General features: G+C 67.4%; 22 protein-coding genes and 1 riboswitch. Of the genes, 4 read left to right on the forward strand and 18 right to left on the reverse strand.

What is annotated here, in order from left to right; translation table 11 throughout:
• Positions 1–80: 80 nt before the first annotated feature.
• From ACFO5X_RS21645 to ACFO5X_RS21665, 5 genes are all read right to left on the reverse strand, one after another.
• The gene (locus ACFO5X_RS21645) at positions 81–1634 is read right to left on the reverse strand and encodes an ABC transporter ATP-binding protein (protein ID WP_380721297.1); all 1554 of its coding nucleotides are present in this window, start codon (positions 1632–1634) and stop codon (positions 81–83) included.
• Positions 1635–1636: 2 nt separating this feature from the next.
• Positions 1637–2635, reverse strand: a complete 999-nt coding sequence (locus tag ACFO5X_RS21650) for a BMP family lipoprotein (protein ID WP_380721300.1) — start codon at positions 2633–2635, stop codon at positions 1637–1639.
• A 139-nt stretch (positions 2636–2774) separates the two neighbouring features.
• Positions 2775–3188: a GNAT family N-acetyltransferase gene (locus ACFO5X_RS21655; RefSeq protein WP_380721303.1), complete on the reverse strand. Its 414-nt coding sequence runs from the start codon at positions 3186–3188 to the stop codon at positions 2775–2777.
• A 14-nt stretch (positions 3189–3202) separates the two neighbouring features.
• Complete coding sequence (tsaB, locus tag ACFO5X_RS21660; RefSeq protein ID WP_380721306.1) at positions 3203–3775, reverse strand: tRNA (adenosine(37)-N6)-threonylcarbamoyltransferase complex dimerization subunit type 1 TsaB; 573 nt, start codon at positions 3773–3775, stop codon at positions 3203–3205.
• The gene (locus ACFO5X_RS21665) at positions 3765–4328 is read right to left on the reverse strand and encodes a NifU family protein (protein WP_380721309.1); all 564 of its coding nucleotides are present in this window, start codon (positions 4326–4328) and stop codon (positions 3765–3767) included. Before ACFO5X_RS21665 ends, tsaB begins: the two co-directional genes overlap by 11 nt.
• A gap of 118 nt (positions 4329–4446) precedes the next feature.
• On the opposite strand from ACFO5X_RS21665, the gene ACFO5X_RS21670 reads away from it, so the two are divergent.
• The gene (locus ACFO5X_RS21670; protein WP_380721312.1) at positions 4447–5229 is read left to right on the forward strand and encodes a 2-keto-4-pentenoate hydratase; all 783 of its coding nucleotides are present in this window, start codon (positions 4447–4449) and stop codon (positions 5227–5229) included.
• An 8-nt stretch (positions 5230–5237) separates the two neighbouring features.
• On the opposite strand, the gene ACFO5X_RS21675 is transcribed toward ACFO5X_RS21670, so the two are convergent.
• The 6 genes from ACFO5X_RS21675 to gcvT form a co-directional block, all read right to left on the reverse strand.
• Entirely contained in the window at positions 5238–5693 is a 456-nt protein-coding gene (locus tag ACFO5X_RS21675) for a universal stress protein (protein ID WP_380721315.1), read from the reverse strand.
• Between the two features lie 66 nt (positions 5694–5759).
• Positions 5760–6800, reverse strand: coding sequence for a hypothetical protein (locus ACFO5X_RS21680; protein ID WP_380721318.1), 1041 nt, complete (start codon positions 6798–6800; stop codon positions 5760–5762).
• Positions 6801–9650 (reverse strand): aminomethyl-transferring glycine dehydrogenase, encoded by a 2850-nt coding sequence (gcvP, locus tag ACFO5X_RS21685; protein WP_380721321.1) that lies wholly within the window; start codon positions 9648–9650, stop codon positions 6801–6803. It lies immediately after the preceding gene.
• Between the two features lie 102 nt (positions 9651–9752).
• Positions 9753–10100, reverse strand: coding sequence for a VOC family protein (locus ACFO5X_RS21690; protein WP_380721324.1), 348 nt, complete (start codon positions 10098–10100; stop codon positions 9753–9755).
• 4 nt (positions 10101–10104) lie between these two features.
• Entirely contained in the window at positions 10105–10467 is a 363-nt protein-coding gene (gcvH, locus tag ACFO5X_RS21695; RefSeq protein WP_380721327.1) for a glycine cleavage system protein GcvH, read from the reverse strand.
• Between the two features lie 20 nt (positions 10468–10487).
• Entirely contained in the window at positions 10488–11612 is a 1125-nt protein-coding gene (gcvT, locus tag ACFO5X_RS21700; RefSeq protein WP_380721330.1) for a glycine cleavage system aminomethyltransferase GcvT, read from the reverse strand.
• Between the two features lie 158 nt (positions 11613–11770).
• Positions 11771–11859, reverse strand: a riboswitch (glycine riboswitch).
• 179 nt (positions 11860–12038) lie between these two features.
• On the opposite strand from gcvT, the gene ACFO5X_RS21705 reads away from it, so the two are divergent.
• From ACFO5X_RS21705 to ACFO5X_RS21715, 3 genes are all read left to right on the forward strand, one after another.
• Positions 12039–13856, forward strand: coding sequence for an ABC transporter transmembrane domain-containing protein (locus tag ACFO5X_RS21705; protein WP_380721333.1), 1818 nt, complete (start codon positions 12039–12041; stop codon positions 13854–13856).
• Between the two features lie 102 nt (positions 13857–13958).
• Entirely contained in the window at positions 13959–15839 is a 1881-nt protein-coding gene (locus tag ACFO5X_RS21710) for an acyl-CoA synthetase (protein WP_380721336.1), read from the forward strand.
• Between the two features lie 11 nt (positions 15840–15850).
• On the forward strand, positions 15851–16777 hold the full coding sequence (locus ACFO5X_RS21715; protein WP_380721339.1) for an alpha/beta hydrolase: 927 nt from the start codon (positions 15851–15853) through the stop codon (positions 16775–16777).
• Positions 16778–16925: 148 nt separating this feature from the next.
• Here ACFO5X_RS21715 and ACFO5X_RS21720 read toward each other — a convergent pair whose 3' ends face one another.
• The 7 genes from ACFO5X_RS21720 to ACFO5X_RS21750 form a co-directional block, all read right to left on the reverse strand.
• Complete coding sequence (locus tag ACFO5X_RS21720; protein WP_380721341.1) at positions 16926–19271, reverse strand: methyl-accepting chemotaxis protein; 2346 nt, start codon at positions 19269–19271, stop codon at positions 16926–16928.
• 70 nt (positions 19272–19341) lie between these two features.
• Positions 19342–20178 (reverse strand): alkaline phosphatase family protein, encoded by an 837-nt coding sequence (locus tag ACFO5X_RS21725; RefSeq protein ID WP_380721344.1) that lies wholly within the window; start codon positions 20176–20178, stop codon positions 19342–19344.
• Between the two features lie 63 nt (positions 20179–20241).
• The gene (locus ACFO5X_RS21730; RefSeq protein ID WP_380721347.1) at positions 20242–21030 is read right to left on the reverse strand and encodes a DODA-type extradiol aromatic ring-opening family dioxygenase; all 789 of its coding nucleotides are present in this window, start codon (positions 21028–21030) and stop codon (positions 20242–20244) included.
• Positions 21031–21137: 107 nt separating this feature from the next.
• Positions 21138–22775, reverse strand: coding sequence for an ABC transporter ATP-binding protein (locus ACFO5X_RS21735; protein ID WP_380721350.1), 1638 nt, complete (start codon positions 22773–22775; stop codon positions 21138–21140).
• Positions 22772–23590 carry an ABC transporter permease gene (locus tag ACFO5X_RS21740; RefSeq protein WP_380721353.1) on the reverse strand — a complete coding sequence of 273 codons (819 nt, stop codon included), beginning with the start codon at positions 23588–23590 and terminating at the stop codon, positions 22772–22774. Before ACFO5X_RS21740 ends, ACFO5X_RS21735 begins: the two co-directional genes overlap by 4 nt.
• A 145-nt stretch (positions 23591–23735) precedes the next feature.
• Complete coding sequence (locus ACFO5X_RS21745) at positions 23736–24692, reverse strand: ABC transporter permease (protein ID WP_380721356.1); 957 nt, start codon at positions 24690–24692, stop codon at positions 23736–23738.
• A gap of 16 nt (positions 24693–24708) precedes the next feature.
• Entirely contained in the window at positions 24709–26298 is a 1590-nt protein-coding gene (locus tag ACFO5X_RS21750; RefSeq protein WP_380721358.1) for an ABC transporter substrate-binding protein, read from the reverse strand.
• Positions 26299–26409: the final 111 nt, after the last annotated feature.

Genomic DNA, 26409 nt, shown 5'->3' on the forward strand with positions numbered 1-26409 from the left:
AAATACCTCGGGGGGTTCGGGGGGCAGCGCCCCCCGCGTCGGTCGGATCGCGCAGCGATCCGAAACCACGGCCCGCGCGCTCACGCCGCCGCCTCCGACACGCCGGCCATCAAGAGGCCCAGCTCCTTTTCGTCCGTCTGTCCGGGCAGCCGTTCGCCCATTATGCGCCCGTCGAACATCACCGCGATGCGGTCCGACAGCGACAGGATCTCGTCCAGTTCGACCGACACCAGCAGCACCGCCGCGCCCTGGTCGCGCAGGGCGACGATCTGCTTGTGGATGAATTCGATGGCGCCGATGTCGACGCCGCGGGTCGGCTGGCCGACCAGCAGCAGGTCGGGGTCGCGTTCGATTTCGCGGGCGACGACGATCTTCTGCTGGTTGCCGCCGGAGAAGTTCCTGGCGGCGAGCCAGGGGTCGGGCGGGCGGACATCGAAGCGTTGCATCTTGGCGGCGGTGTCGGCGCGCAGGGCGCGGTTGTTCATGAACAGCCCCGCGCGGTAGTCGGCGGCGTGGTGATAGCCGAAGGCGACGTTTTCCCAGGCGTGGAAGGCCATGATCAGCCCCTCGCGCTGGCGGTCTTCCGGCACATGGGCGATGCCGCGCGCCCGGCGCGACTGGCCGTCGGCGGCGGGCTCGAGCGCTTCGCCCTTCATCCGCAGCGTGCCGGTGGCCGCGCGCATGCCGCCGATCACCTCGAGCAGTTCGGACTGGCCGTTGCCGGCCACGCCGGCGATGCCGAGGATTTCGCCGGCGCGGACGTTCAGCGAGATGCCTTTGAGCCGTTCCACCCCGGCCTCGTCGATGACGCGCAGGTTCTCGACCTCGAGCACCGGCGCGCCGGGTTTTGCAGGTGCCTTGTCGACGCGCAGCAGCACCTTGCGGCCCACCATCAGCTCGGCCAGCTGTTCGGGCGAGGTCTCGGCGGTCTTCACCGTCGCGGTCATCTCGCCGCGGCGCATCACGCTCACCGTGTCGGTGATCTCCATGATCTCGCGCAGCTTGTGGGTGATGAGGATGATCGTCTTGCCCTCGGTGCGCAGCCGCCCGAGAATGCGGAACAGCTGGTCGGCCTCGGCGGGCGTCAGCACGCCGGTCGGCTCGTCCAGGATCAGGATCTCGGCGCGCCGATACAGCGCCTTGAGGATTTCGACCCGCTGCTGCTTGCCCACGCCGATCTCTTCGATCACCGCGTCGGGGTCGACATTCAGGCCGTATTCCCTTTCGAGCTTGACCAGTTCGGTGCGCGCCTTGGCCATCGAGCGGTTCAGCAGGGCGCCGTCCTCGGCGCCGAGGATGATGTTTTCGAGCACGGTGAAATTCTCGACCAGCTTGAAGTGCTGGAAGACCATGCCGATGCCGGCGGAGATGGCGGCCTGGCTGTCGGGGATCTCGGTCTTTTTGCCCTTGATGAAGATCTCGCCCCGGTCGGCCTTGTAGAAGCCGTAGAGGATGCTCATAAGCGTGGACTTGCCGGCGCCGTTCTCGCCGATGATGCCGTGGATGGTGCCGGGCATCACGCGGATCGAGATGTCCTTGTTGGCCTGTACCGGGCCGAAGGCCTTGGAGATGCCTTTCAGTTCGATGGCCGGAGCGGCGGTGTCCCGCCGCTCCGAAGGGGTCGCCCCGGTCATGCTCAGAAGCTCAGTGCCGGGCAGCTGTCGTTGGTGTAATAACTTTCGACGGTGAGCGAGCCGTCGATGATCTTGGCCTTGGCCTCTTCGACCTTGGCCTTCATGTCGTCGGTGATCAGGGAGGCGTTGTTCTCGTCCATCGCATAGCCGACGCCGTCGTCCTTGAGGCCCAGGGTGAAGACGCCGGTTTCGACGTTCTCGCCCGCCTTCATCGCGTCATAAACGGCCACGTCCACGCGCTTGAGCATCGAGGTCAGGACCTTGCCCGGGTGCAGGTGGTTCTGGTTGCTGTCGACGCCGATGGACAGGATGCCCTCGTCGGCGGCGGTCTGCAGCACGCCCACGCCGGTGCCGCCGGCGGCGGCATAGATCACGTCGGCGCCCTGGCTGATCTGGGCCTTGGTCAGTTCCGAGCCCTTGACCGGGTCGTTCCAGGCGGCCGGGGTGGTGCCGGTCATGTTGGCGACGATCTTGATGTCGGGGTTCACCGCCTTGGCGCCCTGGGAGTAACCGCAGCCGAAGTGGCGGATCAGCGGCACGTCCATGCCGCCGATGAAGCCGACGGTGCCGGACTTGGAGGCCATTGCGGCCAGCATGCCGACGAGGTAGCTGCCTTCATGTTCGGCGAAGGCGACCTGGCGGACGTTCGGCAGGTCGAGCCAGTTGACGTCGATCACCACGAATTTGGTGTCCGGATAGTCGGGCGCGACGGTGCTGAGCGGGTCGGCCATGGCGAAGCCCATGGTGACGATGGGGTTGGCGCCGGCCTCGGCGAAGCGGCGCAGGGCCTGTTCGCGCTGGGCTTCGGACTGGAGTTCGATCTCGCGGAAGGAGCCGCCGGTTTCCTTGGCCCAGCGTTCGGCGCCGTTGAAGGCGGCTTCGTTGAACGACTTGTCGAACTTGCCGCCGAGGTCGAAGATCAGCGCCGGTTCGGCGAGCGCCGCGCCCGCGGCGAGTGCGAGGCCGGCGGCAGCGCCGAGGAGCGTTTTCATCATGGTCATCGTGGTCTCCCGTTTTTTTCATTATGCGCGGGGGCGGCTTGCGCCGCCGGCCCGGTCGGTTGCGCCGAATGGGGCGATCTGACCCGATTAAGGCCGCAGCGGACCCATACGGTCAACCGGATTCTGTCGGGGAGGAGGGTTAAGCGCCGGGTTGCCCGAACGTAAGCGGGCAGCTCATCAGAATGGCATCGGCGGGCGGGGCGCCGCGGCGGTCGTAATAGCCCTTGCGGCGGCCGTCGGCGGTGTAGCCGCAGGAAAGATAGAGCGCCTGGGCCGGGGTGTTGTCGGCGGCGACTTCGAGCAGGGCGCGGGTGGCGCCCCGGTCGGCGGCCTGTCTGTGCCAGACCTCCATCAGCGCGCGGGCGAGGCCCTGGCGGCGGTGGTCGGGATGGGTGGCGATGGTGAGCAGTTCGGCCTCGTCCAGCAGGACGCGGACCAGCGCGAAGGCGCGGGTGTCGCCGGTGACGAAGACGCCCTTGGCGCTCATCAGCCCGGCGAATTCCGTCGCGCTCCAGGGGCGGTCGTCATAGGCGGCCTTGTGCAGGCGGGCCATGTCCTCGGGCGTCATCAATCGAGCAGGACCGGCGGCTTGTCCGACGAGGGCGCGGCGTCGGCTGGGCGGATGTAGAGCGGGGCGGGGGGAGGTGCCGGGTCGGGCCAGCGCAGGGCGGCGAGATGCGCGATGGATTCGGCGAGGGCTTGCGGGCCGGGGTCTTCGGGAAGGCCCTCGGGGCGGTCGATCTGTTCGGGGGCGGTGCCGGGGCGCGACAGGTAGATCTGATCGCGCGGTGCGGGGACGGCGACCGCACCTTCGGTGCCGAGCGCGTGGCGGCGGGCGGCGAAACCGTCGATCCCGTAGGCTGGGACGGCGAGCCCGAGGGCGAGACCGCGCGCAGCCGAGACGGAGATGCGGATGCCGGTGAAGTTGCCGGGGCCGGTGCCGACGCCGATGGCGTCGAGATCGCGCCATGTGAGGCCGCCTTCGGCGAGCACCTCTTCGAGGAGGCCCATCAGGCGTTCGGCCTGGCCCTTGCTCATCGCCTCGGCGCGGGCGGCGACGATGCGCCCATCCCGCAGCAAAGCGGCCGCGCAATGCGCGGCCGATGTGTCGAAAGCCAGGATTGTCGGGTCAGACGGCAACCGGCCGGACCTCGGTCACTTCGGGGATGTAGTGGCGCAGCAGGTTCTCGATGCCCATCTTGAGCGTCAGCGTCGAGGAGGGGCAGCCGGCGCAGGCGCCCTGCATGTGCAGGTAGACGACGCCGCGGTCGAAGCCGTGGAAAGTGATGTCGCCGCCGTCCTGGGCCACGGCGGGGCGTACGCGGGTGTCGAGCAGCTGCTTGATCTGGCCGACGATTTCGCCGTCTTCGCCGGAGTGCTCGGCATGGCCCGAGTCCATCTTCTGGCCTTCGCCCATGACCGGCTGGCCGGACTGGTAGTGTTCCATCACCGCGCCGAGGATGGCCGGTTTGATGTGGTCCCATTCGACCGAGTCGGATTTGGTCACGGTCACGAAGTCGTTGCCGAAGAACACCGCCTCGACCCCGTCGACCGCGAAGATGCGCTGGGCGAGCGGCGACTTGGCGCCGGCGTCGGGCGTCGGGAAGTCGGCGGTGCCGACCTCGAGCACGGTCTGGCCGGGCAGGAATTTCAGCGTTGCCGGATTCGGCGTGGATTCGGTCTGGATGAACATGATCGGGTTCCCTACGGTTCCACTCGGATATGCGCCTCGGCAGGCGGCAAGTCAAGGATTGGAACGGTTCTAATCTGGATCCGGCGGTGGCGCGCCTTGGGCAGAGGGGGAGAGTTTGATGGTGCAGGACAGGGGGCGGTTGGCGGGCGTCATTCTGGAGGCGCTGGACAACGGCGGCACTTTGACGCCGCCGAGCGAGGGCGATCCGGGGTTCGATCTGGCGGCGGCGACGGCGGTTTCGGCAGAGATCACCCGGCTGCGGCAGGCGCGGGGCGAGCGGATGGTCGGGCGCAAGATCGGCTTCACCAATCGCACGCTGTGGGAGGCCTACGGCGTACGCGCGCCGATATGGGGGCCGGTCTGGGACACCACCTGCGACGTGCTGGGGCAGCCTGTGTCGCTGTCCGGGCTGCGCGAGCCGAAGATCGAGCCAGAGATCATCTTTCACCTTGGCCGCGCGCCGGGGGCGGATCTGTCGGCGGAGGCGCTGCTGGACTGCGTGTCGGGCGTCGCCTTCGGGTTCGAGATCGTGCGGTCGCCCTATCCGGGCTGGAGGTTCCGCCCGGCCGATACGGTGGTCTGCGGGGCGCTGCATGGCGCGCTGCGGACCGGGCCGTTTCAACCCGTGACAGGGCCGCTGGGCCGGTTCGACGCGGTGCTGTCCTGCGATGGCGTCGAGGTCGCCCGTGGCGCGAGTTCGGATGTGATGGGGGACGGGCCGCTGGCGGCGCTGGCCCATCTGGTCGAAGTCCTGCGGCAGGAGGGCAACCCGCCGCTGGCGGCGGGCGAGATGGTGTCGACCGGGACGCTGACCAGCGCGATGGATGTCGCGCCGGGGCAGGTCTGGTCGGCACGGCTGGAGGGGCTGGAGCTGCCGGCGGCGGAGGTCACCTTCGTCTGAGGGTGGCCTCAGGTGATCGCTTCGAGCTTTTCCTTGGAAATATCGCCGGGCACGATGGTGACCGGGATAGGCAGCGAGCCGGACGAGCGGCTCATCTGCGTGACCAGCGGGCCGGGCCCCTTCTTGTCGGTTCCGGCGCCCAGCACCAGCACGCCGATCTCGGGGTCTTCGCGCACCTGGGCGAGGATTTCGGTCACCGGGTCGCCTTCGCGGATGATCAGTTCGGGGTCGACGCCCTGGCGGTCGCGCATCCATTTGGCGAAGACTTCGAAATGGGCCTGGATGCGCTCGCGCGCCTCGTCCCGCATGATGTCGCCGACGCCGATCCAGTGGTTGAATTCTTCGGGCGGGATCACCGAAAGGATCGCCACGCCGCCGCCGGTATGAGACGCCCGCATCGCTGCAAAGCGCATGGCGTTCAGGCATTCGCGGCTGTCGTCCAGCACCACGAGGAACTTGCGCATGATAGTCTCCCTTGTCCGCGCGGATCATGGCGCACAGGCCGGGGGCGCGCAATAGAAAGGCGCAGGTCAGAGACGCCGGGTCACGAAGCGCAGGCTGCGCCCGCCGAGCCAGCCGGCGATGGCGAGCAGAAATTGCAGAGCGGTGGCCCAGATCAGCAGGGCCGTCGTGAGCGCAATGTCCGTCAGGCGGACCAGCGCGCGGAAGACGCGCTGTTTGCCCAGCACGTCGAAGATCGCGCGGGTTTTGGGGCCGGCGACCTCCGAGACCCTGGCGAGCCGGGCGGCGTCTTCGGCGGTGTCGACGTGGCGCAGCAGCAGCACGCCGTCGCCGAGCGAGGTGTTGCCGGCGACGCGGGCGAGATCGGTGGACACCGCTTCGACCCGGGCGAGTTTGGCGGTGTCGAGCAGGTCGTCGAGCCGGGTGGTGCCGCGCAGATAGGGCAGGATCAGCGCCGGTTTCAGGTCGATGTCGGCCAAACGGTTGAGCAGGCGCAGGAATTCGGGCGTGACCGTGCCGAGGCGGCGGCCGATCCGCAGCACGGTGGCACCGGCCTTGACCGTGGTTGAGGTGCCGCCCGAGACGAGGATCGCCGCCGTCGCGCCGAGGCCGACCACGGCGAGGGTGACGTCGAGGCGGTCGATCTCCTCGCCGTTCCAGGCGGCGGTGCCCGCACGACGCAGGGCGTTGGCGTCGCCGAGGGGTGTCAGCTCGAACGGGATGCCGCAGGCGACCATCAGCCGGACCGAGGGGCAGGCGGCGATATCGGCCATGCAGAGGCCGCAGGTGCCGGCCTGGGGCAGCCAGCCGGTTTCACGCTCGCGCAGTGCCGCGATCTGGTCGGCCTGCGGCACCGGCAGGCCGACGTCGCCGGCCACCAGTTCCAGCGTTTCCAGGCGGTCGAGGTCTTCGGCCGCCAGCGCCAGCGCGACCTCGGCGGCCAGCCAGTCGGGCGTGACCTGCCGGGTCAGGGCGCGCTGGAGCGCGCGTTCGATCTGGGTTGCGCTTGCCTCGGCCAGGGGGTGGGCGAAGGGGCTCTGGGCCAGGGCCCAGAGCGTCAGCCCCAGCGACACCGCGACGGGCGTGAGCCGGAGCAGGAGGCGGATCACCTATTCGGCCGCGTCGGCATAGGCCTCCATCGGCGGGCAGGTGCAGGTCAGGTTGCGGTCGCCCCAGACGTTGTCGACGCGGTTGACCGGCGGCCAGTATTTGTCGACGCGGAAGGCGCCGGGCGGGAAGCAGCCCTGTTCGCGGGAGTAGGGGCGGTCCCAGTCCTTCACGAGGTCTTCCATCGTGTGGGGCGCGTTCTTGAGCGGGTTGTTGTCGCGGTCGATGCGGCCTTCCTCGATGTCCCGGATCTCGGCGCGGATCGCCAGCATGGCGGTGCAGAAGCGATCGAGTTCGGCCTTGGTTTCACTTTCCGTCGGCTCGATCATCAGGGTGCCCGCGACTGGCCAGCTCATAGTCGGGGCGTGGAAGCCATTGTCAATCAGGCGCTTGGCGATGTCGTCGACGGTCACACCGGCGCTTTCGGCGAAGGGGCGGGTGTCGATGATGCATTCATGCGCGACGCGCCCCTGCTTGCCGCGGTAGAGCACGTCGAAGGCGCCTTCGAGACGGCGGGCGATGTAGTTGGCGTTCAGGATCGCGACACGGGTGGCCTGGGTCAGCCCCTCGCCGCCCATCATCAGGCAGTAGGCCCAGCTGATCGGCAGCAGCGAGGGCGAGCCGAAGGGGGCCGAGCTGACCGGGCCTTCGGTGCCGCCTGTGGCGGGGTGGCCCGGCAGGTGGGGAACGAGGTGCGGCTTGACGCCGATCGGGCCCATGCCGGGGCCGCCGCCGCCGTGGGGGATGCAGAAGGTCTTGTGCAGGTTCAGGTGGCTGACGTCGCCGCCCAGATCGCCGGGGCGGGCGAGGCCGACCATCGCGTTCATGTTGGCGCCGTCGATATAGACCTGGCCGCCGTGGTCGTGGGTGATCCTGCAGACGTCCTTGACCGTTTCCTCGAACACGCCGTGGGTGGAGGGGTAGGTGATCATGCAGCCGGCGAGGTTATCGGCGTGCTGTTCGGCCTTGGCGCGGAAGTCGTCGAGGTCGATGTCGCCGGTGGCGGTGGATTTCACCGGCACCACCTTCCAGCCGACCATCTGCGCCGAGGCCGGGTTGGTGCCATGCGCCGAGGTGGGGATCAGGCAGATGTTGCGGTGGCCCTGGCCTTCGGCGCGGTGGTATGCGGCGATGGTCAGCAGGCCGGCGTATTCCCCCTGCGCGCCCGAGTTCGGCTGCATCGAAATGGCGGCATAGCCCGTGATCTCGCAAAGCTTGGCGCTGAGGTCGTCGATGAGTTCGCGGTAGCCTGCGGCCTGATCGGCCGGGACGAAGGGGTGCAACTGGCCGAATTCGGGCCAGGTGACGGGCATCATCTCGGCCGCCGAGTTGAGCTTCATCGTGCAGGAGCCGAGCGGGATCATCGCCCGGTCGAGCGCGAGGTCGCGGTCGGCGAGGCGGCGCATGTAGCGCATCATCTCGGTTTCGGCGCGGTTCATGTGGAAGATCGGGTGGGTCAGGTAGGGCGACTTGCGCACCAGCGCGTCGGGCAGGCGGTATTCCTGCGCGAAGTCGTCGTCCTTCATGATGATACCGAAGGCGCGCCATACCGCTTCGATGGTGGCGGGGCGGGTCAGTTCGTCCAGCGTGATGCCGACGCGGGTGTCGCCGACGCGGCGCAGGTTGACGCCTTCGCGGACGGCCGAAAGCAGGACGCCCTGTTGCAGCAGGCCGACGTCGACGGTGATGGTGTCGAAGAAGGCCTTGGGTTCGACCTTGAAGCCCGCCGCCTCGAGCCCGCGGGCCAGGCGCACGGTCTTGCGGTGGATGCGCTGGGCGATGGCGCGCAGGCCCTCGGGGCCGTGGAAGACCGCGTAGAAGGAAGCCATGACGGCCAGCAGCGCCTGCGCGGTGCAGACGTTCGACGTGGCCTTTTCGCGGCGGATGTGCTGTTCGCGGGTCTGGAGCGAGAGGCGGTAGGCGCGGTTGCCGTGGCTGTCGATGCTGACGCCGACAAGGCGGCCGGGCATCGAGCGGGCGTATTGCTGTTTCGTCGCCATATAGGCGGCGTGCGGGCCGCCATAGCCCATCGGCACGCCAAAGCGCTGGGTGGTGCCGACGGCGATGTCGGCGCCCATCGCGCCCGGTTCTTTCAGCAGGCAGAGCGCCAGCGGATCGGCCGAGACGACGCCGATGGCGCCGGCGCCGTGCAGCGAGGCGATTTCGTCGGCGAAGTCGCGCAGGTGGCCGTGGGTGCCCGGATACTGGAAGATCGCGCCAAACACCTTGCCGGCGTCCATGTCATCGGGAGAGCCGACGATCACCTCGATCCCCAGCGGGGCGGCGCGGGTCTGGATCACCGCGATGTTCTGCGGGTGGCAGTTCTCGTCCACGAAGAAGGCGGTGGCCTTGGTCTTGGCGACGCGCTGCGCCATCGTCATCGCCTCGGCGCAGGCGGTGCCTTCGTCAAGCAGCGAGGCGTTGGCGATTTCGAGCCCAGTCAGGTCGCTGACCATTGTCTGGTAGTTCAGCAGCGCCTCCAGCCGGCCCTGCGAGATTTCGGGCTGATAGGGGGTATAGGCGGTATACCAGGCGGGGTTTTCGAGGATGTTGCGCTGGATCGCCGGAGGGGTGACGGTGCCGTGATAGCCCTGGCCGATCAGCGAGGTCAGAACCTTGTTCTTCTTCGCCACCTGCTCCATGTGCCAGAGCAACCCGCGTTCGGACATCGGCTTGCCGAAGTCGAGCGGTTCGGCCTGCCGGATCGAGGCCGGCACCGTTTCGTCGATCAGCTGGTCGAGGTCACGCACCCCCAGAACCGCGAACATGTCCTCCATCTCGGCCGGGGAGGGGCCGATGTGACGGCGGTTGGCGAAATCGTAGGGCAGGTAGTCGGTGGGGGTGTAGGTCATGGCGAGTTTTCCATTTGTCCTTTGGATCGGCGATCCGCCGGTTCGGTTGCAGGTCGATCCTTCGGGTCTGGCAGGATCGCAAAAGCCCCGGCGGGGCGCAGGTCAGACGTGCGCGAGGACGTTGATCAGGGTTCCCGCGGGGTCGCGCAGGAAGAAGCGCCGCACGCCCCAGGGTTCGTCGACGGGGCCGTATTCCGGCCTGACGCCGGCCTTGCGGGCGCGGGCCAGCACGCCGTCCAGATCGTCGACCTCGATGGAGAGGGCGGGCACGGGTGTGCCGGAACCGCCCTCGGAGGCCAGCGAGAGCTGAACCGCCTGCTGTGCGCCGGTCAGTGTCACGATCCAGCCCATGTCCATCGCCGTGTCGAGGTCGAAGAGGTCGCGGTAGAACCCTGCGACCTCGCCCGGGGCGGATGCCTGGATGTTGGTGACGATGCGGCGCACGGCCATGGCGTCAGTCTCCGATGAAGTCCTTGTAGCCGGCTTCGTCCATGTAATCGTCCATCGGCGAGAGGTCCGAGGGCTTGATCTTGAAGAACCAGCCGTCGCCCATCGGGTCTTCGTTGACCTTGCCCGGGTTTTTCACCAGCGCGGCGTTGACCTCGACAATCTCGCCGTCGAGCGGGGCGAGGATGTCGGAGGCGGCCTTGACGCTTTCGATCACCACGATCTCGTCATCCTTGGTCACCTCGGTGCCTTCCTCGGGCAGCTCGACAAAGACGATATCGCCCAGCTGTTCGGCGGCATATTCGGTGATGCCGACGACGATCAGGTCGCCTTCCTCGAGCAGCCACTCGTGTTCTTCGGTGTATTTCATCCCTTGTCCCTCTTCCTTGACTAACGCTTGAAGCCGGCCGCCACGAAAGGCAGCTTTTCCACCACCGCCGGCAGGCGCTTGCCGCGCACTTCGCCGAACAGTCTCGTCCCCGGAGCGGCGAGCGCCGCCGGGACGTAGCCCATCGCCACCGGCGCGCCTACGGTCGGACCGAAGCCGCCCGAGGTGATGCGTCCGACGGGTTTGCCGTTCTCTTCCTTCTCGAAGAGTTCGACGCCTTCGCGCATCGGCGCGCGGCCTTCGGGGCGCAGGCCGACGCGCCGCCGTTCGGGGCCGTCGGCGAGCTGTGCCAGTACCGCCTCGGCGCCGGGGAAGCCGCCCTCGCGCGCGCCGCCGGTCCGGCGGACCTTCTGGATCGCCCAGGCGAGGCCGGCTTCGGCGGGCAGCGTGCCGCCGTCGATGTCGTGGCCGTAGAGGCAGAGCCCGGCCTCAAGCCGCAGGCTGTCGCGGGCGCCGAGGCCGATGGGCATCACGTCGTCATGGGCGAGCAGGCGGCGGGCCAGCGCCTCGGCCGCGTCCTCGGGGACGGAAATCTCGAACCCGTCTTCGCCGGTATAGCCCGAGCGGCTGATCCAGCATTCGGCGCCGTCGATCTCGGCCGTGGCCACGTCCATGAAGCGCATGCCCGTCACCACGGGCGCGAGTTCGGCCAGCACGGCCTCGGCCGCCGGCCCCTGGAGCGCGATCAACGCGCGGTCGGTCACGGGGGTGACCTTCACGTCGGGTTCCAAAGCCGCCTTCATATGGGCGATGTCGTCATCCTTGCAGGCGGCGTTGACCACGACGAAGAGGTGATCGCCCCGGTTGGCGAACATCAGGTCGTCGAGAATGCCGCCGTCGGGGTCGGTGAAGAGCCCATAGCGCTGGCGGTTCTCTTCCAGGTCCAACACATCCATCGGCACCAGCGTCTCGAAGGCGGTGGCGATGGTTTCGTAGTTTTCGCCCGACAGGATCACCTGACCCATGTGGCTGACATCGAACAGCCCCGCCTTGGCGCGGGTGTGCTGGTGTTCGGCCATGATCCCGGCCGGATACTGCACCGGCATGTCATAGCCGGCGAAGGGGACCATCCTGGCCCCGAGTTCAAGGTGCAGCGCGTGCAGCGGCGTCTTCAGCAAGTCGGTCATGACCAATCCAAAGCCAAGGCCGACATGATTCTCAAGGAAATCATCCGGCATCCCATTTCCCGGCGCGATATCGCGCGCGGCTCAAGATGCCCCCTCTGTCCTTTCGCCTGAGATCGTTATCCCTTCGGCGCCCCTTGCGGGGTCTCTCCAGAGTTCCGTTGCGAGATGCGGTCCTTTCGCCTGAGAGTTTCCGGGGCGGTTGCTCCTTCGGCACCGGCCTTGACGCCGGTTCTCCCACATTCGCGGAATCTGCGTAGCAGCGGCGCGGCACGGCATCAAGCCCCCACGTCGAGCGATGCGCGCGCGCCCCGAACACCGGCCGCTGCGGCATCCGGGCACGTCGGGCGCTGATGGGTTGACCCTTTTGCTGGCCGGGGCCATGAACGGGGCCAGACCGGGCGTTTGCCCGCCAGCACAGGACCTCGCATGGCACAGCCGCCGACCGCCCGTCCGCCCGTCGTCGCGCCCGGCGCGACCGAAGAGCGTGCGACCTCGCGCAATGTCGGCGGGCTGGAGGCACTGTGGCCCTTCGTGCGGCCCTATCGCGGGCTGGTCATCGCGGCGCTGCTGGCGCTGACCTTCACGGCGATGATCTCGCTGACGCTGCCGCTGGCGGTGCGCCGGGTGATCGACACCTTCCGCATCGAGGACGGCGGCCTGCTGGACCAGTATTTCCTGGCGGCGCTGGGCATCGCGGCGCTGCTGGCGGTTGGCACCGGGGTGCGCTACGCGCTGGTGACCAAGCTGGGAGAGCGGGTGGTCGCGGATATCCGCAAGGCGGTGTTCGACCGGGTGCTGGGCATGAGCCCGGCGTTCTATGAGAAGATCATGACCGGCGAGGTGCTGAGCCGGATCACCACGGATACCACGCTGATCCAGTCGGTGCTGGGGTCATCGGCGTCGATCGCGCTGCGCAACGTGCTGATCTTCCTGGGCGGGCTGGTGCTGATGCTGGCCACTTCGGCCAAGCTGACCGGCCTCGTGCTGTTGCTGGTGCCGCTGGTGATCGTGCCGATCCTGGTGCTGGGCCGCCGGTTGCGCAAGATCAGCCGCGAGAACCAGGACTGGATCGCTGCCTCGTCCGGGAATGCGTCCGAGACGCTGGGCGCGGTGCAGACGGTGCAGGCCTTCACCCATGAGGCGGCGAGCCGCGCGCAGTTCGACGAGATGACCGAGACGTCGTATGACGTGTCGATCCGGCGCATCCGGACGCGGGCGCTGATGACGGTGATCATCATCTTTCTCGTCTTCAGCGGCGTGGTCGGCGTGCTGTGGATCGGCGCGCGCGACGTGCGCGCCGGGGCGATGACCGAAGGGTCGCTGGTGCAGTTCGTCATCTATTCGGTGATGGTGGCCGGCGGGGTGGCGGCGCTGAGCGAGATCTGGGGCGAGTTGCAGCGGGCGGCGGGGGCGACAGAGCGGCTGATCGAGCTGTTGCAGGCGACCGACACCGTGCTGGACCCGGAGGCGCCGCAGCGGCTGGCCGAGCCGGTGCGGGGCGAGATCACCTTTGACGCGGTGGATTTCTCTTATCCGGCGCGGCCGGACATTCCGGCGCTGGAAGATTTTTCCCTGACCATCGCACCCGGTGAGACAGTGGCCTTCGTCGGCCCCTCGGGCGCGGGCAAGACGACGGTGATCCAGCTGATCCAGCGGTTCTACGATCCGACCGGGGGCCGCGTGCTGCTGGACGGGGTCGATCTGCGCGCGCTGATCCGCGACGACTTTCGCCGGCATCTGGCGATGGTGCCGCAGGATCCGGTGATCTTTGCCGCCACCGCGCGCGAGAACATCCGGTTCGGTCGTCCCGAGGCGAGCGATGCCGAAGTCGAGGACGCCGCCCGCGCCGCCGCCGCGCATGAGTTCATCAGCGCCCTGCCGGGCGGCTATGACGCCTATGTCGGCGAGCGCGGCGTGATGCTGTCGGGCGGGCAGAAGCAGCGGATCGCCATCGCCCGCGCCATCCTGCGCGACGCACCCGTCCTGCTGCTGGACGAAGCGACCAGCGCGCTGGACGCCGAGAGCGAGCGTGCGGTGCAGCAGGCGGTCGACCTGCTGGCCAAGGGGCGCACAACGCTGATCGTGGCGCACCGTCTGGCGACGGTGAAGAAGGCGGACCGGATCGTCGTGCTGGACCGGGGCCGCATCGTGTCGACGGGCACGCATGATGCGCTGGTGGCCGAGGGCGGGCTTTACGCCCGGCTGGCGCGGCTGCAGTTCACCGACGGGTTGGCAGCCGAGTAACGCTGGCGCGGCGTCAGGTCGGGCGGCGCTTGCGCGGAAACCGATTTCCTTCCATTCTCCCCTGAACAATATCGCCCCCAAGGGGCAGGGGAGGGAGACCAGATGTCCATCGTCACCAAGGCGGACCGCGACGCGATCGAGAACGAGATGCCCTGGGCCAAGCGTGACCTGCCGGTCACGCTGTACCAGATGCTGTCGCAGACCGCCGCGAAATATCCGCAGCACAAGGCTTTCAGCTACCAGCTGCTGTCAGGGCCGACCGACAAGGCCGAGACGATGACCTGGGCCGAGACGCTGCAGAAGGTGAATCAGGTCGCCAACCTGTTCCGCTCGCTGGGGATCGGCGAGACCGACGTGGTCGCCTATGTGCTGCCCAACTGCAACGAGACGCTGCTGACCCTGCTGGGCGGCGCGGTGGCGGGGATCGTGAACCCGATCAACCCGCTGCTGGAGCCGGAACAGATCGGCTCGATCCTGCGCGAGACCAAGGCCAAGGTCGTGGTGACGCTGCGCCCCTTCCCCAAGACCGATGTGGCCCAGAAGGTGGCCGAAGCGGTGCGTCATGCGCCCAGTGTGAAGACGGTTCTCGAAATCGATCTCAACCGCTATCTGACTCCGCCGAAATCCTGGATCGTGCCGATGATCCGGCCCAAGCTGTCGGGCGCGCGCCATGCCGATTACAAGAACTTCAACCGCGAGATGGCGCGCCAGCCCAAGACGCTGAGCTTTGCCGACAGCCCCGGCGACCGTATTGCCTTCTATTTCCATACCGGCGGCACGACGGGGATGCCCAAGGTGGCGCAGCATTTCTATTCGGGCGCGATCTACAATGGCTGGATCAGCAAGCGGCTGCTGTACACCGAGAAGGATTCGGTGATGTGCCCGCTGCCGCTGTTCCACGTCTTCGCCTGCTATCCCATCGTCATGGGCGCGCTGGCCTCGGGCGCGCATGTGGTCTTTCCGACGCCGCAGGGCTATCGCGGCGAGGGCGTCTTCGACAACTTCTGGAAGCTGTGCGAGCGCTGGAAGACCACCTTCATCATCACTGTGCCGACCGCCATCTCGGCCAAGATGCAGCGCCCGGTCAATGCCGACATCTCGACCGTGCAGAAGGCCTTTTCGGGGTCCGCGCCCCTGCCGGTGGAGCTGTTCAAGCGGTTCGAAGCGGCGACCGGCATCAACATCATCGAGGGCTACGGGCTGACCGAGGCGACCTGCGTGGTGTCCTGCAACCCGGTGGATGGCGAGAAGAAGATCGGCAGCGTGGGCATTCCCTTCCCCTATACGGACGTGAAGATCTACAAGGGCACCCCCGATGGGCCGGTGCTGGCCGAGACAGACGAGGTGGGCGAGATCTGCATCGCGAACCCGGGTGTCTATGCGGGCAACACCTATACCGAGACCGACAAGAACAAGGACCTCTATTACAAGACCTCCTACCTGCGCACCGGCGACCTGGGCCGGATCGACGCGGACGGCTATCTGTGGATCACCGGGCGGGCCAAGGATCTGATCATCCGCGGCGGGCACAACATCGACCCAGCCGAGATCGAGGAAGCGCTGCTGTCGCATCCGGCGGTGGCCTTTGCCGGCGCCATCGGCCAGCCGGACGCGCGCGCGGGCGAGCTGCCCTGCGCCTATGTGGAACTGGTCGCGGGCGCGAGCGTGACCGAGGAGGAGCTGCTGGAGCACTGCAAACGGCATGTGCACGAGCGGGCGGCGATGCCCAAGCACATGACGATCCTGCCCGAACTGCCCAAGACGGCCGTGGGCAAGGTCTTCAAGCCCGACCTGCGCAAGGATGCGATCACCCGGATCTACAACGAGGCGCTGGAGGCGGCGAAGGTGCAGGCGCGGGTCACGCGCGTGATCGACGACAAGAAGCGTGGCCTGGTGGCGCAGCTGGAGCGCAACGGCGCCGAAGAGGCCGATGTCGCGCGGGTTCTGGGCGATTTCACCCGGCCGTGGGAATGGGCCGCGTGAGGGAGGGGGCGATGCCGGATTACAGCCAGCTGATCGACGCCGAGACCTGGGACTTCATCCGGAAGACCGCCGCCGCCTATCCCGACGACGCGGTCGATCTGGATGTGAACGGGCAGCGCCGGGTCTACGACGCGATGTGCGAGGTCTTTTACCATGGACGCCCCGAAGGCGTGACGGTCGAGGACCGGGAGGTGGAGGGCGTGCCGGTGCGGGTCTATACCGCGGGCGAGCCGACCTGCACGGTGGTCTATGCCCATGGCGGCGGCTTCGTGGTGGGCGGGCTCGACAGTCACGACGATGTCTGCGCCGAGATCTGCGACCAGACCGGCTATCGCGTGGTGGCGGTCGATTACCGTCTGGCGCCCGAGCACAGGCACCCGGCGGCCTTTGACGACTGCTGGCGGGCGACGCAATGGGTCGAGCAGACCTTCGACCAGCCCATTGTGCTGGCCGGCGACAGCGCCGGCGGCAACCTGATGGCCTGCGTCGCCCATCACGCGCGCGGTCGGCTGCACAATGTGATCGGCCAGGTGCTGATCTACCCGGGGCTTGGCGGCGACGGGACGGGGGCCTCTTACAGCGAACATGCCAACGCGCCGATGCTGACGAAGGCGGATCTCGATTTCTATCGCGGCATCCGCACGGGCGGGACGGAGCCCAAGGGCGATCCGACCTATGCGCCGCTTCAGGACGACGATTTTTCCGATCTGCCGCGCACGGTGATCTTTACCGCCGAATGCGATCCGATCTCGAGCGACGGGCCGGTCTATGCCCGCAAGCTGCGGGAGGCGGATGTGCCGGTGCATCTGGTGAACGAGCCGGGGCTGGTGCACGGCTATCTGCGCGCGCGTCACATGTCGGCCCGCGCCGAGGCCAGTTTCGAACGCATCGTTCTGGCCATCGAGGCGCTGGGCCAGGGGCTCTGGGTACACGACTGAGGGGGCCGGACGGCTTCGGCGGGGCAGAGAGGTTGGTCCGGGCCCGGCGCGCGGTGTCTGGCGAGCCGCGCGTCGGGCCGGTGCAATCGCGTGTGGTCGGCGGGAAAAGGCCGGATCGGGCCGGCGCTGGCCTTCGGTAAGGCGCGCCTCAGGCCGCGGCCCGACGTCCGCCGTCTTCCGGCGCCACCTGGAAGAAGGTGAGCAGATCGCTCAGCCGGTGCGCCTGTTCCGCGAGGTCGCGGGCGGAACCGGCGCTGGTTTCGGCGATTCCCGCGTTCTGCTGGGTCATCCGCCCGATGTCGCCGATCCGGCGGTTGATCTCGGTCACGCCGGCGCTCTGTTCCTCGTTGGCGGCGGTGATCTCCTGCGTGGCCTCGGCGACGCCGGCAATGGCCTTGAGCACCTCGGACAGCACATCGCCGGTCTCGTTCACCAGATGCACCCCGTCGGCCACGTCGCGCAGGCTCTTCTCGATCAGGGTGCCGATGTCCTGCGCCGCCTCGGTCGCGCGCTGGGCGAGCTGGCGGACTTCCTGGGCGACCACGGCAAAGCCCTTGCCGGCGTCGCCGGCGCGTGCCGCCTCGACCCCGGCGTTCAGCGCCAGAAGGTTGGTCTGGAAGGAAATGTCGTCGATCACATCGATGATGTTCTTCACCTTCTGTGCGCTTTCGTCGATCTGCTGGATCGCGGTGACCGTGCGCCGCAGCGCCTCGCCACCCAGTTCGGCCCGGTCGGCGGCGAGTTTCGCCTGCGAGGCGACGCGGCGGGTGCTTTCGCTGTTGGCGGCGACCTTGGCGGAGAGGGTGGCGGTGGTTCCGTCCGTCTCGCGCAGGGCGTCGGCCTGGGCGGCGGTGCGGCGCGAGATCTCGCCCGAGCTGCCGGCGATGGCCTCGGTGCCCGAGACGATCGAGCGGGCAACGGAGTCGATGGCGACAACCGTCTCGCCCATCTTCTCGATGGTGATATTGGCGTTGGATTTCAGTTCGGCGAAGGCGCCCTCATAGCTGCCGCGCATCCGCGCCGACAGCTTGCCGCGCGCCATGGCGGCGAGCACCTGCGCGGTTTCGCCAAGCCCGCGTTCCACCGCCGCCATCACCTCGTTGATGCCTTGGGCCAGCTGGTCGAAGGCGGGGTCGTCGAAGGTGCCGGCGATGCGCGCGCTGAAATGGCCGGCGGTCGCCTGGCGGACAAGATCGCCGAATTCCGCGGCGAAGCGGCTGGCCGTGGCAGCCCGGTGCTGCGCCTCGCGCTGGCGTTCCATCGCTTCGGCGCGTCCCTGTTCGGCAAGTGCGGCCTGCTGTTCGGCGGTCTTGCGCTGCGCGTCGGCGGCCTGGCGATTGGAGCCGGCGATCTTTTCCAGCTCGATCTGGCGCAGGAAGGCGGTGCGCATCTCTTCGATGCTGTCGCGCAGGACGCCGACCTCGTCGGTCGAGCGCCAGTCGGGCGCCTTCACATTCAGTTCCCCCTTGAGCAGGGACTGCATGCAACCCGAGAGTTGCCGCAGACGGCGGCCGAAGCTGCGGTCGAGGCCGTGATAGGCGAGGAAGACGGCGAGCAGCAGCGCGGCCCCGGCGACGGAGAGCGAGATCGTCGCCATCTGGGCCGAGGTGCGCAGTGTGGCGATGCCATGGACCATGTCGTCGTGCACCAGTTCCTCGGCGCGGTCGGCGGCGGCGATAAATTCCTGAAAGGAAGTGTCGAATTGCGCTGTCGAGTCCCTCAGGGCCGCCGCCCGGGCCTGTGACCGGGAATACCGCTCTTTCGCGAGGTCGATCAGCGCCCCGACGTCGGCGACCAGCGGCTCGACCTGGCCGCCGAATTCGGGCGCGGCCGCCTGTAGCGCCGCCTGCGCCGCGGTAAAGGCGGCGATCGATTCGTCGATATCCTCGCCGGCATCGCCGCCCTGGATTTCCTCGAAGATCAGATGCCCGTGGGCCAGACGGAACCGCGCCTCGCCAGTCAGGTGCTGGGCCGCGGCCGAATCCGGCAGGATCGCAGCGAGCGCGCTGATTCCTTCGATCAGACCTTCGTAGAGTTCATCGAACTTTTCGTCCGCCGCGCTGCCGACACCCTGGCCGGCGCGCAACAGGTCAAGGCGGGCCGTCGCGGAGGCACGCAGCATGTCGAGCCCCTGCCGCACGGCCATGATCTGCTGGCGCACTTCCGGTGCGGTGGAGGCGATGAACCCGCCCTCGGCATTGGACGCGCCGTCGAGGATCGCGCCGATGTAGAACCCTGCCTGGTCCAGCATCTCGGCCACCCGGCCGGCATCGGAACCGCTGTCGGCCTCGAGCGCGAGGCGGGCGTAGGCGGCGTTCAGCTTGACCTCCATCGCGGCGTCGCCAAGGGGGGCCAGATGTTCGCCGACCTCCAGCCCGTTGTGGGTGACGCGGAGAAACGACCATGTCACCGCCGCGCCGCCAGCCAGCAGGATCATCGCAAAAACAGCGAAGACGGCCAGGATCTTGCGACCGGCGTTCAGGTTGTCGAGCATGGCGCACCTCGTCAGCGAATCGAGGTTTTATCGCGCAGGGCTCCTTAAGGGGGCGTGAATATCGCCCCGATCAGCCGAGGAATGGTTTCCCCTTCATGGTCTCGGGGATCGCCGCGCCGAGGCGCGACAGGATCGTGGGCGCCAGTTGAAGCTGGTCGATCACGGTTTCGGCCTTGGGTCCCTTGGCCGGACCGAAATAGTACATCGCGCTGTCCTGCTGCAGTTCGCCCGGCCCGCCGTGGTGGCCGCGGTCGTCCTGACCGTGATCGGCGGTGACGATCACCTCGTAGCCCATCGCGCGCCATTTCGGGATGAAGGGGGCCAGCATCTCGTCCAGCACGTAGCAGGCGTGATCCATCTCTTCGCAGTCGTGGAAGAAGCGGTGCCCCATGCTGTCGAGCGTGCAGCTGTGCAGGATGCCGTAGTTCAGCCCGTGCCGCGCGCAGAGCATGGTCAGCGTGGCGAAGAGATCGACGTCGGAGGGCGTCATCTGGTTGACCTGGCCATAGCCGGTCATGGTGTGGAAGCGGCCATGGTTGATGGTCGCGCTGTCGGGCTCGTCATATTCGATGTCGCGGACCAGATCGAAGGGGTGGCGGTTGAAGAACTGCGACCAGAAGGAATGGGTGACGGCCCCGGTGACTCCGCCCGCGCGGCGCACCTCTGAGAAGATGTCGGGCTGGGACAGGCGGAAGACGTTGCCGTTGCCGGTGCAGCCATGCACCTGCGGGCTGACGCCGGTGTGGATCGAGGCATAGCAGCTGGCCGAGGTGGAGGGCAGCACCGCGCGATGGCGGAAGACCTGCGCCTCGCCAGAGGCGACCCAGCCTTCGAGGTTGCCGAAGAGCCGGCGCCAGTTGCGCCATGGCACGCCGTCGATGATGATGAGAAGGAGTTTGTTGTCCATCTGCGCCTCCGCTGTTCCGCCCCAAGGAGACTTGGGGCGGAGCGGATTTGCAAGGCCGAAACGTCAGCTGAAGCGATAGCTCGACGCCGTCACGCCACCGCGGAGCATGACGTCGTGGTAGACCCGCTCGGCCTGCGCGTCCTCGGCCGCGCCGAGGGCGACGAAGAGCGGGACGAGGTGGTCTTCCTGGGCGTGGCAGACGCGGGCGTAGGGGGCGGTTTCCCAGTGTTCCAGTGCCTCGGTGCGTTTGGCGGCGGGCAGGGCGAGCGTCTGGTCGAGCCAGGCGTCGAAGGCTTCGGAGGGGACCTTCGCCTGAGGGCCGAACATGCGGAGGTTGTGGAAGCTGAGGCCCGAGCCGACGATCAGCACACCCTCGTCGCGCAGCGGCGCGAGGGCGCGGCCGATGGCGAAATGGGTGGCGGGGTCGTAGTCCTTGCGGATCGAGATCTGGTAGGTGGGCATGTCGGCCTCGGGCCAGATCACCGCCATCGGGGCGAAGGTGCCGTGGTCGAAGCCCTGCTGCGGGTCCAGACTTACCTTGTGGCCAGCTGATTTCAGCAGATCCGCCGTGCGCTGCGCCAGTTCTGGCGCGCCGGGGGCGGGGTATTTGATCTGATAGGTCTCGGGCGGGAAGCCGTAGTAGTCGTAGACCATCGGCGGGTTGGGCGAGGACATCACCGCGACCTCGTCGGTTTCCCAGTGGCCGGAGACCATCAGCACGGCCCTGGGTTTTTCCTGGCGCATCTCGACCAGCGAGGCTTCGAGATTGGCGAACATGCGGCGCATCTCGGGCAGCCAGGGCCAAGGGCCGCCGCCGTGCGAGATGAAATAGGTGGGCAGGGGGTGGGTCATGTCAGGCTCCCGCGGTATCGGATCGCCCCAAGGTAAGAGGTCGGGCCAGTCTTGCACAGGTCCGGCGTCGAACAGGGTCTGTGCATGGCTGCCGGAAAGCGCCGCGCTCAGTTCCCCGCGCTTTCCATCCGGCGGGAGTCGATGACCTCTTCCAGCCAGCCGAGCTTCATCTCGGGGACGGAGGACAGCAGCAGGTCGGTGTAGTCGTCGAAGGGCGGCGACAGCACGTCGGACTTGGAGCCGTAGCGCACGACCTTGCCGCGGTACATGACGGCAATGGAATCGGCTATGGCGCGGACTGTCGCAAGGTCGTGGGTGATGAAGAGATAGGCCACGTCCTCGATCTTCTGCAGGTTCAGCAGCAGCTTGAGGATACCGTCGGCGACCAGCGGGTCGAGCGCGGAGGTCACCTCGTCGCAGATGATCAGACGGGGCTTGGCGGCGAGGGCGCGGGCGATGCAGACGCGCTGTTTCTGGCCGCCCGAGAGCTCGGCCGGATAGCGGTCGATGAAGCCGGTGCCCATCTCGATCTCTTCCAGCAGCTCCTTGATGCGTTTGCGCTTGGCCTCGCCCTTCATGCCGAAATAGAATTCGAGCGGGCGGCCGATGATGGTGCCGACGGTCTGGCGCGGGTTCATCGCCACGTCGGCCATCTGGTAGATCATCTGCAACTCGCGCAGGTCGTCCTTGGGGCGGTGCTTCAGGTCGGGCGAGAGGGTGCGGCCGGCGAATTCGATGGTGCCGCCGGTCGGGGGCAGCAGGCCGGTGATGACGCGCGCGAGGGTCGACTTGCCGGAACCGGATTCGCCGACGACGGCGAGGGTCTGGCCGCCGTAGAGCTCGGCAGTCACGTCCTTCAGCACGTCAAAGTTGGTGCCCTTGTAGCGCGCGGTCACGTGGTTGACGCGCAGCACGGGGTCGCCCTTGGGCTGAACCTCTTCGTGGTCGATGGAGCGGACCGAGACCAGCGCCTTGGTATACTCCTCGCGCGGGGCGTTGATGATCTGGTCGGTCTCGCCGTATTCGACCGTATCGCCGTTGCGCAGGACCATGATGTGGTCGCTGACCTGTGCCACGACGGCGAGGTCGTGCGTGATGTAGAGCGCTGCCACGCCGGTGTCGCGGATCGCTTCCTTGATCGCGGCCAGAACGTCTATCTGGGTGGTCACGTCGAGCGCGGTGGTCGGTTCGTCGAAGATCACCAGATCGGGTTTCGGGCAGAGCGCCAGCGCGGTCATGCAGCGCTGCAGCTGGCCACCCGAGACCTGGTGAGGATAGCGGCGGCCGATCTTTTCGGGATCGGGCAGGCCGAGCTTCTCGAACAGCATGACGGCGCGCTTTTCGGCCTCGGACTTGCTCATCCGGCCGTGGCTGATCGCGCCTTCGGTGACCTGTTCCATCAGCTTCTTGGCCGGGTTGAACGAGGCAGCGGCGGATTGGGCGACGTAGGTGACCTCGGCGCCGCGCAGCTTGCGCAGGCCGCGAATGCCGCCCTTGAGGATGTCGCGGCCGTTGACCCAGACCTCGCCGCCGGTGATCTCTACCCCGCCGCGGCCGTAGCCGAGGGTGGAGAGGCCGATGGTCGATTTTCCGGCGCCGGATTCGCCGATCAGGCCGAGCACTTTGCCTTTTTCGAGGTCGAAGGAGACGCCATGCACGATCTCGATCTTCTTCGGCTTCTCGCCCGGCGGATAGACGGTGGCGCCGATCTTGAGGTTACGGACCTTTACCAGCGGTTCGGTCATCCGCGGCCTCCTTTCAGCGAGGTCGTGCGGTTCAGCACCCAGTCGGCGACGAGGTTCACCGAGATGGCGAGCGTGGCGATGGCGAAGGCGGGCCAGAGTGCGGCGGGGATGCCGTAGATGATCCCGTCCTTGTTCTCGCGCACGATGCCGCCCCAGTCGGCGAGCGGCGGCTGCACGCCGAGGCCGAGGAAGGAGAGGGTCGAGACGAAGAGCACCATGAAGATGAAGCGCAGGCCCATCTCGGCGACGAGCGGAGAGAGCGCGTTGGGCAGGATTTCGCGGAAGATCACCCAGGCATTGCCCTCGCCGCGCAGGCGGGCGGCCTCGACGTAATCCATCACGTTGATGTCCACGGCGACGGCCCGGGCGAGGCGGAAGACGCGGGTGGAGTCGAGCAAGCCCATGAGGACAATCAGCACCGGCACGGTCGCGGGCACGACGGTCAGCACCACGAGGGCGAGGATGAGCGAGGGGATGGCCATCATCAGGTCGACGAAGCGGGCGAGGAGCTGGTCGACCCAGCCGCCGATGACGGCGGCGAGGAAGCCCAGGACCGAACCGGTGACGAAGGAGAGGATGGTTGCGGCGACGGCGATGAAGATGGTCGTGCGCCCGCCGTAGATCATCCGGGTGAGCAGGTCGCGGCCGATGCTGTCGGTGCCGAGCAGGAATTCGGGGGAGGAGGGCAGCCAGATGTCATTGCTGACGATTTCGGACATGCCGTAGGGCGCGATCCAGGGGGCGAAGATGGCGGCCAGGAAGTAGAGGCCGGTGAAAAAGAGGCCGATCATGGCCGAGAGCGGGATGTTTTTCATGCGCACGTCTCTGGGTCAGGGGGGCTTGAACGGGGCAAGCCCCTGGCGGGGTGCGATCTGTCGCGCAGCGGAACCGGGCGCCGAACTCCGCAGTTTCCTTGCAGGAACCCGCTCTGTCCGGGCGAAGTGAGTTTGCTGTGCAAACTCACTTTGGATGCCTCAGTCTGGGGTTGGCGACGATGGACACGATGTCGGCCAGCATGTTCAGCCCGATGTAGATGGCCGCGAAGATGATGCCGCAGGCCAGAACCACGGGCACGTCGCGCTTGCTGACCGCATCGACCAGAAACTGGCCCATGCCGGGGTAGACGAAGACCACCTCGACCACGACGACGCCGACGACGAGATAGGCGAGGTTCAGCATCACCACGTTGACGATGGGGGCGATGGCGTTCGGGAAGGCGTGTTTCCAGATCACGTCGAAGCCGGAGAGGCCCTTGAGTTCGGCCGTTTCGATATAGGCCGACTGCATGACGTTCAGGATCGCGGCGCGGGTCATGCGCATCATGTGGGCCAGCACCACCATGGTCAGAACCGCGACCGGAAGGGCGATGGCGTTGAGCTTTTCGCCAAGCGTCATGGTGTCGGAGATGATCGCGTTGGTCGGGAACCAGCCGAGTTTCACGCCGACGAAGTAGATCAGCAGGTAGCCGAGCAGGAATTCGGGGATCGAGATCGAGGCGAGGGTGACGCCCGAGATCAGCTTGTCGGGCCAGCGGTCGCGGAAGCGGACGGCGAGCAGGCCGAGGAAGATCGCCAGGGGCACCGCGATGACGGCGGCCCAGAAGGCGAGGAAGATCGTGGTCGACAGCCGCTTGGCGACGGATTCCGAGATATCGAGCTTGTTGATGATCGAGGTGCCGAGGTCGCCGTGCAGGATGCCGCCGAGCCATTCGAAGTATCGTACGGGGGCGGGGCGGTTGAGGCCCATCTCCTCGCGCATGTTGGCCAGCGCGGTTTCGGTCGCGGACTGGCCCAGGACGGCCTGCGCCGCATCGCCGGGCAGCGCCTCGGTCAGCCCGAACAGCAGGACCGAGGTGGCCAGCAGGAGAAGGAGGCCCAGCGCGAGGCGCTGGACCACCAGTTTCAGGATCGGGTGCATCCCCCCACGCCCCGGATCAGGAGGCCAACCAAACGACCTGGCTGGCCCGGCCGCCCATGAGCTCGCCGGTGCCGTCGGCTTCCCAGCCCTGGATCTTGTCGCTGATGCCTTCGACGAAGTCGTTGAACATCGGGCAGATGAGGCCGCCTTCATCGCGGACCATGTAGGCCATCTTGGAATAGAGTTCCTTGCGCTTGGCCTGATCCAGCTCGGCTTTGGCCTCGTTCAGCAGCGCGTCGAAATCGGGGCGCTTGAACTTGGTGTCGTTCCAGTCGGCGGTGGACAGGTAGGCGGTGGAATACATCTGGTCCTGGACCGGCCGGCCGCCCCAGTAGGAGGCGCAGAACGGCTGCTTGTTCCAGACTTCCGACCAGTAGCCGTCGTTCGGCTCGCGCTTGATCTCGAGCGGGATGCCGGCGGCCTTGGCGGATTCCTGGAACAGCTGCGCTGCCTCGACCGCGCCGGGGAAGGCGCCATCGGCGGTGCGCAGGATGATGGGCGAGCCGTCGTGGCCGGATTTCTTGTAGTATTCGGCGGCCTTGGCGGGATCGTATTCCCGCTGCGGGATGCTGTCGTCGAACAGCGGATAGGCCGCGTTGATCGGGATGTCGTTGCCCACCGTGCCATAGCCGCGCAGGATCTTGTCGACCATCTCCTGCCGGTTGATCGCCAGCTTGAGCGCCATGCGCAGGTCGTTGTTGTCGAAGGGCGCGGTATCGCAGTGCATGATGAAGACATAGTGGCCCGGGCCGCTGACGTTCACCACCTTGACGCCCGGCGCACGGCCCAGCAGGCCGGCGACCTTGGGGTCGACGCGGTTCACGATATGCGCCTGGCCCGACTGCAGCGCCGCCATGCGGGCGGTCGGGTCGTTGATCACGATGATCTCGACCTCGTCGACGTGGCCGCGGCTGCTGTCCCAGTAGTTGGGGTTCTTCTTCCACAGGTGACGCACGCCGGGCTCGTTGGATTCGAGCATGTAGGCGCCGGTACCGATGCCCGCTCCCGGATCGTCCTTGCCGCCGTTGGGCTGGATCATCAGGTGGTAGTCGGCCATCAGATAGGGAAGGTCGGCGTTGGCGGCGGTCAGGGTGACGACGAAGTTGTCGCCATCGACCTTCATCGACTCGATGCCCTTCATGATGCCGAGGGCGCCAGACTGCGAGGCCTCGTCCGAGTGGCGCTGCATGGTCGCCAGCACGTCGTCGGGGGTCAGGTCCTTGCCGTTGTGGAACTGGACGCCCTTGCGGATCTTGAACATCCAGGTCTTGGCGTCGGGGGTCGATTCAACCGACTCGGCGAGGCGGTTGTCGATCTGGCCGTCCTTGGTCACGTCCACCAGGGTTTCGGCGAACTGGTTCAGGTTGTGGTAGGGCACCTGGCTGGCCGCGACGGCGGGATCGAGCGAGTTGGTGCTTTCGCCGCCCACCGAGCCGATCCGCAGGGTGCCGCCCTTGACCGGGCCGGCGGCGCGCGCCGCATCGGCGAACAGGGTGCCGGCCACCGTGGCGCTGACGCCGAGCGCCGCCGCCTTGCCCATGAAGTCGCGGCGGGTCATCTTCCCGGCGGTCACCTGGCTGGCGTAAAAGTCAAGTTGATTGGTCATCGAGTACTCCCGGTTAATCCTGCGCGTCTGCGGCGCCGTTTTTGTTGATTGATCAGTCAATGGTTGCGCATTTCGGCCCACCTCGCAAGTATTAAAGGGGGCATGCGATGC

Source organism: Seohaeicola nanhaiensis, assembly GCF_042654245.1.
Classification (GTDB): domain Bacteria; phylum Pseudomonadota; class Alphaproteobacteria; order Rhodobacterales; family Rhodobacteraceae; genus Seohaeicola_A; species Seohaeicola_A nanhaiensis.

Coding starts and splice junctions, on each gene's coding strand:
- gcvP (WP_380721321.1), bottom strand. CDS start 9,650: ATGACCTACACCCCCACCGACTACCTGCCCTACGATTTCGCCAACCGC.
- ACFO5X_RS21730 (WP_380721347.1), bottom strand. CDS start 21,030: ATGACCCACCCCCTGCCCACCTATTTCATCTCGCACGGCGGCGGCCCT.
- ACFO5X_RS21735 (WP_380721350.1), bottom strand. CDS start 22,775: ATGACCGAACCGCTGGTAAAGGTCCGTAACCTCAAGATCGGCGCCACC.
- gcvT (WP_380721330.1), bottom strand. CDS start 11,612: ATGACCGACTTGCTGAAGACGCCGCTGCACGCGCTGCACCTTGAACTC.
- ACFO5X_RS21740 (WP_380721353.1), bottom strand. CDS start 23,590: ATGAAAAACATCCCGCTCTCGGCCATGATCGGCCTCTTTTTCACCGGC.
- ACFO5X_RS21720 (WP_380721341.1), bottom strand. CDS start 19,271: ATGCTCGACAACCTGAACGCCGGTCGCAAGATCCTGGCCGTCTTCGCT.
- ACFO5X_RS21690 (WP_380721324.1), bottom strand. CDS start 10,100: ATGGCCGTGCGCCGCATCGTCACCAACATCCAGGCATCCGCCCCGGGC.
- ACFO5X_RS21725 (WP_380721344.1), bottom strand. CDS start 20,178: ATGGACAACAAACTCCTTCTCATCATCATCGACGGCGTGCCATGGCGC.
- ACFO5X_RS21750 (WP_380721358.1), bottom strand. CDS start 26,298: ATGACCAATCAACTTGACTTTTACGCCAGCCAGGTGACCGCCGGGAAG.
- ACFO5X_RS21645 (WP_380721297.1), bottom strand. CDS start 1,634: ATGACCGGGGCGACCCCTTCGGAGCGGCGGGACACCGCCGCTCCGGCC.
- ACFO5X_RS21665 (WP_380721309.1), bottom strand. CDS start 4,328: ATGTTCATCCAGACCGAATCCACGCCGAATCCGGCAACGCTGAAATTC.
- ACFO5X_RS21655 (WP_380721303.1), bottom strand. CDS start 3,188: ATGGCCCGCCTGCACAAGGCCGCCTATGACGACCGCCCCTGGAGCGCG.
- ACFO5X_RS21745 (WP_380721356.1), bottom strand. CDS start 24,692: ATGCACCCGATCCTGAAACTGGTGGTCCAGCGCCTCGCGCTGGGCCTC.
- ACFO5X_RS21650 (WP_380721300.1), bottom strand. CDS start 2,635: ATGACCATGATGAAAACGCTCCTCGGCGCTGCCGCCGGCCTCGCACTC.
- gcvH (WP_380721327.1), bottom strand. CDS start 10,467: ATGAAATACACCGAAGAACACGAGTGGCTGCTCGAGGAAGGCGACCTG.
- ACFO5X_RS21715 (WP_380721339.1), top strand. CDS start 15,851: ATGCCGGATTACAGCCAGCTGATCGACGCCGAGACCTGGGACTTCATC.
- ACFO5X_RS21710 (WP_380721336.1), top strand. CDS start 13,959: ATGTCCATCGTCACCAAGGCGGACCGCGACGCGATCGAGAACGAGATG.
- ACFO5X_RS21670 (WP_380721312.1), top strand. CDS start 4,447: ATGGTGCAGGACAGGGGGCGGTTGGCGGGCGTCATTCTGGAGGCGCTG.
- ACFO5X_RS21705 (WP_380721333.1), top strand. CDS start 12,039: ATGGCACAGCCGCCGACCGCCCGTCCGCCCGTCGTCGCGCCCGGCGCG.
- ACFO5X_RS21675 (WP_380721315.1), bottom strand. CDS start 5,693: ATGCGCAAGTTCCTCGTGGTGCTGGACGACAGCCGCGAATGCCTGAAC.